This window comes from Mesorhizobium yinganensis (assembly GCF_040081985.1).
GTDB classification, from domain to species: Bacteria; Pseudomonadota; Alphaproteobacteria; order Rhizobiales; family Rhizobiaceae; genus Kumtagia; species Kumtagia yinganensis.
Map to the genome: position 1 here is coordinate 1 of NZ_JBEBMH010000071.1, position 6,145 is coordinate 6,145.

Consider the following 6,145-nt stretch of genomic DNA (forward strand, 5'->3'; position numbering starts at 1 on the left):
GCGTATCGGCCGGCTTCATCGCTCCGCTCTTGACCGCCACCGCGAGGCTCTCCTGCAGCAGGATCGTGATCCGTTCCTCACCCATGCGCTGGCGCCAGCGTGTCATCGACGAGCGGTCGAAGGGCAGCTCGTGACGGAAGAATTCCTCGCCGGTGAGATACTGGAAATAGGGGTTCTCCACCCACCGAGCGCACAATACGTCGTCCGACAGGTCGAAGGTGTGCTTCAAGATCGCCAGCCCCGCCATCAGCCGCGTCGGCAAGGGCGGCATGCCCGGTCCGTCCGAATAGACCGCGCCGAAACGCGCTTCCAGCACCGGCCAGTCGATCGCCTGCGCCAGCCGAACCAGCTCATGTCTCATGTTGATGATCTGATCGAGCCGGGCGCGGAACAGATCCTGCTCCCCCGTCTCGCACTTCTCGCGTGGCCTGGACATTGCCGTCGCCTCGATTCGCCCGCCAAACCGAGTGAATCACGCCTCGGCCGACAAGGGAATCGAAAACCAAATTGCAAGAAAACAGCCATCAAACACCGCCTATCCTGCAATTCCAAACGCACCGTACTCACAGATTACAAAGTCAGATCAATGGCTTGTGGATAGTTCACGGGCGACTATTTCTCATGGAGGCGCGCTTGGCAATTGCGTCAGTGCACATGCTGCCTGACCGGGATTTGCGCAACAGGACTCGATCTGCGCAACGGCATCACGGTAAATGACGTTCCAGCTTGCCTCGTCCTGGCCGAAACTCGGCGGCATCGCATGCGAAAGCGGGAAGCTCCTGGCGAGCGCGTCGGCATCCTTAGGATGAACCTCGCCTGTCATCAGCTTGGTCAGGCTGCCGCAGGTTTCCATCTGACCGATACGGTGGCAGCCAAGGCAGGTGTTGTCGCGCAGTGCGAAAATCTTGGTCGGCCACGCCGCGAAGCCGAATTTCTGACCGACATGGTAGTAGGGCCCGAATGGCGCGACCGGAACTTCGTGCCAGACTTGGCCGACAAACGGCGAATACATGAAGGGGTCGTTGTCATGGCAGTTACCGCAGCCATCGGCCGCGACAGTTTCCGGGCGGTTCCAGAAACTGTCGTCGACAGCCTTTGTGGGCGACGGCACCTTCAGGCCGTTCACTGGCTTCGCGCGGCTGCCTGCGGCCTGGAACCAGCAGGTTGCGCCGGTAGCGGGATCATGCGCGATCACGTCGATCTCATCGAACTCCATACTGGCCAAGTCGCGGATCACCTTTTGGCGGCACATGACGGAGACCATCATGGAACTGGTCGACAGTGACAGGATGCGGGAATGGGGCACACACTGTCCGTCGGAAGCCGCGCCATTGTCCAGCAAGGCAGGGCTGTCGCAGTCCATCTGCGGCTGCGGCTTCTTTACCGCTACGCCGTTGACCGTCACCGGGACCGGCACGCCGTCGGCACATGAAAAGTCGGGCAGCGGACCGACCAGCGTGCGGCAGACCTCAGCGTAACGTTGGTTCGAGCTCTGCGCGGCGGCCATTTGCGACGACACGGCGAGAGTGACGGCAAGGGAGAGGCACCGGATCATTGTGCGTCTCCTTTCGTGGCGATGACCGCCAGCGCCGTCTCGCGCACCGCCTCGACATAGCGCACATAGCCCGAGCAGCGGCAGATATGGTCTCCGATCGCTACCACGATTGCCTGATCGAGGTCCGGTGGCGTCGGGCCGTCGGCCAGCCCGTTGAGGAACAGTTGTGCAGCCATCACGAAGCCCGGCGTGCAATAGCCGCACTGGAAGGCGAAGTGGCGCAGAAATGCCTCCTGCACCGGCAACAGCACCGGACCCGAGGAGACGCCCTCGATCGTGGTGATCACGCTGCCGTCCAGGAGCGACAGCGGCGTCGAGCAACTGATCACGGGCGATCCCGCCTGATTAGGCGGCTTCGCCACCGCCACGGTGCATGCCCGGCAGACACCGATGCCGCAGCAGAACTTGGTGCCGGTCAGGTTGAGGTCGTCATGCAGGAAGTCGATGAGCCGGTCGTCGCCGCGTGCATCGGCGACCTGCTGGGCCACGCCGTTCACCGTGAAGCTGATGCTCATGACGCCAGGCCCTCGAGGATCTTTTGGGGCGTGATCGGCAGCGAAGCGAACCGCACCCCGACGGCGTCAAGCAGCGCATTGGAGATCGCAGGCGCGGTTGAGCACATCACCGCCTCGGCGATGCCGCGTCCGGCGCGCCCGTCGCCCGGAGTTTCCGGTAGCAAGATCAGTTCCTGAGCCCGCGCCCCCGTCCGATACCGTCCGGCGAGCGGCACGTCCTGCATCCTCGCCAGTTGATAGCGGTCAAGGTTCCATGCGCCATTGGCCGGCCCGTCCATGCCTGGTGGCATGTCCTCCAACAGCGTCTGTGAGATGACCATCGCAATACCGCCCTGCGATTGGCCCGAGACAAGCTCTGGAACATGAACGTGGCCGGCATTGAGAACACTGATGACGTTTTCGACCTGGACCCGACCGTTGCGGCGATCCACCGTCAGGGCGAGAACGTTGAGACAGGGGGCCCAGACATAGCGGCCGTAGCGCTTGCTGGCGGAAGTGGGACCGCTCGTGTTTTTCCGCACCACGCGTTTCGGATTGCCTGTCGCACCGGTGTAGAACGACAGTCCGTCCAGCTGTAGATGCAGTTGTCCGCCGGGCGTGGGAAAGTCGGCTTCGACCCATTGCTTTTGGAAATAGGCGTGTCCGAGCGCTCCGCTTGGCAATCCCTGTGTCGCAATGGCCTTGCCGAGATCCGCCAGGGACAGCGGCGGCAAGCCGCCGTCTGACGCGACCAATGCGCCCTGGTCCCAGCGCGTCTGCGAAACGGTGATGTCCGGCTTTTGCCAGAGCACGCGGGCGGCGGCGATGATGCTGCCCTCGAACAGCGCCCGCGCGGCCTGCTGGACGACATGTACCTGGTGCAGTCCGGTCAGACAGGCGGACGAGGAGCCGACCGACTTCTGCGTCCAGTCCGGATTGGCCCAGCGTGTGCCGGTCGAATCGGTGGTGGTGAGCCCGGTCTGACCCCACAGTGTGTAGCAGGCCATGTCGACCCGCGATGCGTTCGCGCCGAGGAACGGGCCGACCACGATGCCCAGCGTCGTCGCCGACCCGTTGCCCATATCCACTGCGTCGGACTCGACGCGGATCGTGCCGTCCGGGTCGAGATGGACCGCTGCCACCACGCCGTCGCCCGATGTACCATAGGCCTGCAGCGACAGCGCGAGCCCGGTTCCATAGGTCTGCCCGCGCGACGCATATTCTTCCTTGATCTTGGCCCGGTCGCGCCAGAGTGGGTGCGCCTCGGCGATGTCGAGCATCTCTGGCAGGCGCAATTCCTGCGCGATCGGGCCGCCGGCAACAGTGGTGCCGTCATCAGCGACCAGGTTGGCGCGGCGCAGCGCAAGCGGGTCCCACCCTTGTTTCGCCGCCAGATCGTCGAGCGCGGCTTCTAACGCGAAATACGCTTCCGGCCCGCCGAAACCACGTTGCGAGCCGCCGCTTACATTCTGCGTATGCGTGGCGTTGGCGAAGATGTCCGCCATCGGCAACTGATAGGCGCCGCCGGCGCAAAGCGCGGCGAGGCTCGCAACATAGGGATTGAGGTTCTTACGCCCGCCACCGTCGAAGCCGAGCTTCATCTGGACCGACAACATCTTCATGTCCTTGCCGACTGAAAGCTCCCCCTCGATCCGTACCGCCTGCCGTTTTAGCCCGGTGCGGAACTGCTCGAACCGGTCGAGTTCCAGCCGCACAGGGTTGCCATCGGTGAAAGGCGCTGCCAGCGCCAGCAGCAGCGAGAATGGCGAACTGTCACGCCCGCCAAAGCCGCCACCGGGATAACAACTGGTCAGGCGGATATCCTTCACCTTCACCGGCGAATCGGGCGTGCCGTACATTCCGGCGATGTCTCCGATATCGCCGTCGGGCGACTGCGTGCCGAGCACGAGATGCAGCGCGTCCGCGCCTGCCTCATACCAGGCCAGACCGGTCTCCGGCTCCATGAACATCGGATCCATCGCGCGCTTGTCGAAGGCGATGGCCTGCTTGAGATGGCTCGGATCCGCGGTCAGCGCCTGTGCGATCTTGTCGCGATAGCTCGGCACCTGCGTCATGTAGGTCGACGGATTGGCGGTAGCGTAGCTGAAATTGTCGCCGCCGAGCGTGAATTTCACATAGGTCGTTTCGGGAGGGAAAACGCTGCCCATGCCGGTCGAATGAACGGTATCGAGTGCATAGATCTGGAATTCGTCGTCGCGGAACTGCAACGCGCTTTTTGCCGCGCGGAAGCTGGCGGCGCTGTCGAACAACAGCAGCGCGACCGCCTGGCCGAGGAAATCTGGAACGTTGCCGGGCTTAACGATGAGATCGAACTCGATATTGGCCGGCCGGTCGAAGCTGCCGCTGTCTCCGCTCACAACCATTGCCTGCAGAGTCTCGTCGACGTGGAGGTCGCGAAGCGCGACCACCTTCGGCGCGCCGAACCGCCCGCTGAGCGTGTCGCCGAGGATGAGGCGGTTTGGCTGCGCACCAATCGGGAGACCGGACAGGTCGACGCCCAGAAAGGCATGGTCGGTTGTCAACGCGTAGAGGTAGAGCGCGTGCCACTGCGGCGAAGGCCAGCCCGGCATGTCGCGGGCATTGAAATCGCGAGCGAAGACCTTTTGCCCGGTCACCTTCGCGCGCCCGTCAATACGCTCCGACGCCATGCCCGGCACGGGCGACGCATTAGTGCCGACCTGCCCGATGGTATTGCCGGGTGATTGAGCGACCGCCTTTCTTGGGACCCCGGTCACGCTCAACGCGATCAGGCCGGCGGCGGTCTGCACGAAGCGACGGCGCGTCAGGCTGGTGTGCATTGCGGTCATGAAAGGCTCCAGCTTCTCCGGGACGGGCAATGGAGTATCGCAATTACCTGTATACAATAGAAGGAGCGGAGAGTCCGGGGCCTTGTATTGCACTCTCTTCCAAAAGGATTACGGAACCATTTCGGCGCACATCGTCGATACCGTCCTCGCTGTCAGAAACTTGGAAGATTGCCCAAACCTTTCGAGTCTGAGCTCGCCGGAGGCAAGTCTCGATCAGCCTTTCGGGCGGCTGGCTGGTTGGAGAGCCGGTTCGCACGATTCACAATATGGCCTCCACGAACAGGCGGTTGTAGCGGCCCGAGGACCCGCGTGTGCGTTCATCGTCTATGATATGGGGTGAAATCCGCTCCCACTGATGGTCCCGAAGAATTTGACTATCCAGAACACCCATGGCTGCCTCCAAAACACAGCCTTGAAGTACATCGGCCAACCCTTGAGAATCCCAAGAGTCCACACGACCTAGTCGTGCTCGCCTAACATAAGAGTCCTCTCTGATTGCGGTCTGTGAGGTCAAGGTGCTCCTGCACTTTTTCCCGGAGCGTTCCGCGGGCCACTCGCTTCTCTTCGCGGTCGGCGCTTGGCTGCCGCATGATGGGGTCAGGGAGCGAGGCGTCTCAATCTGTTTCACGACATTGCCTTGCCGGCAGGTTCGGAACTCTCAACGAGATCGCCTCGCCCGTCGTCCCACGGAACGTGAATGGCGAGCGCACCGTGTTGGAGTTGGCCGCGGAATATGGCGTGCATCCGACCATGATCCATCAGTGGAAGAAGGCGCTGCTTGACGGGGCGGCGGACATCTACGAGCGAAGCGGCAAGAAGACCGCTGAGGTCAACGAGGAGACTGTCCGGGCGCTGCATGCGAAGATAGGAGAGCTGGCCGTCGCCAACGATGCTCCGCAGGGTCACTTGCCCCTGCTTCGATGTCACGAAAGCTCAAGCCCTGGGGCGGGAAATGAGACGCGGGATGATCGAGCGGAACCATTCCGTGCTGTCGGTGGGCGCGCAGTGCCGCCTGCTGTCGATCTCGCGGTCCTCGTTTTATTACGAGCCGCAGGGCGAGTCCGAAACGAATCTCGCCCTCATGTTGCTGATCGACAAGCAGTTCCTGGAGACCCCATTCTACGGCGTCCAGCAGATGACCTGGCACCTGCGCAACGAGGGCCATGCCGTGAACGTCAAGCGCGTCCGGCGGCTGATGCGGCTCATGCGCCTGATGCCGATCTTCCAGAAGCCGGCCACCAGCAGGCCCGCGAAGGGGCACAAGACCT

The 6,145-nt window shown here is 62.8% G+C and carries 5 protein-coding genes and 1 pseudogene; 1 reads left to right on the plus strand and 5 read right to left on the minus strand.

Going from position 1 to position 6,145, the window contains the following annotated elements; translation table 11 throughout:
• The 5 genes and pseudogenes from ABMA59_RS36730 to ABMA59_RS36750 all read right to left on the minus strand — a co-directional run.
• Positions 1-436 (minus strand): transposase (locus ABMA59_RS36730; protein WP_349010270.1); only part of this gene is annotated, 436 nt, incomplete at its 3' end.
• Between the two features lie 183 nt (positions 437-619).
• Positions 620-1,555, minus strand: a complete 936-nt coding sequence (locus ABMA59_RS36735; RefSeq protein ID WP_349010271.1) for a hypothetical protein — start codon at positions 1,553-1,555, stop codon at positions 620-622.
• The gene (locus ABMA59_RS36740; RefSeq protein ID WP_349010272.1) at positions 1,552-2,070 is read right to left on the minus strand and encodes a (2Fe-2S)-binding protein; all 519 of its coding nucleotides are present in this window, start codon (positions 2,068-2,070) and stop codon (positions 1,552-1,554) included. The genes ABMA59_RS36735 and ABMA59_RS36740 overlap by 4 nt, the downstream gene beginning before the upstream one ends.
• Positions 2,067-4,877: a xanthine dehydrogenase family protein molybdopterin-binding subunit gene (locus ABMA59_RS36745; protein WP_349010273.1), complete on the minus strand. Its 2,811-nt coding sequence runs from the start codon at positions 4,875-4,877 to the stop codon at positions 2,067-2,069. The genes ABMA59_RS36740 and ABMA59_RS36745 overlap by 4 nt, the downstream gene beginning before the upstream one ends.
• Before the next feature lie 262 nt (positions 4,878-5,139).
• Positions 5,140-5,268: pseudogene (locus ABMA59_RS36750) on the minus strand (IS5/IS1182 family transposase); the annotation flags it as partial.
• Positions 5,269-5,841: 573 nt separating this feature from the next.
• Here ABMA59_RS36750 and ABMA59_RS36755 point away from each other — a divergent pair.
• Positions 5,842-6,145, plus strand: a 304-nt coding sequence (locus ABMA59_RS36755) for an IS3 family transposase (protein WP_349010274.1), incomplete at its 3' end; no start/stop codon positions are given.

Bases quoted from the DNA above. Each gene is read 5' to 3' on its own strand.
- ABMA59_RS36735 (WP_349010271.1), bottom strand. From the start codon at position 1,555: ATGATCCGGTGCCTCTCCCTTGCCGTCACTCTCGCCGTGTCGTCGCAA.
- ABMA59_RS36740 (WP_349010272.1), bottom strand. From the start codon at position 2,070: ATGAGCATCAGCTTCACGGTGAACGGCGTGGCCCAGCAGGTCGCCGAT.
- ABMA59_RS36745 (WP_349010273.1), bottom strand. From the start codon at position 4,877: ATGACCGCAATGCACACCAGCCTGACGCGCCGTCGCTTCGTGCAGACC.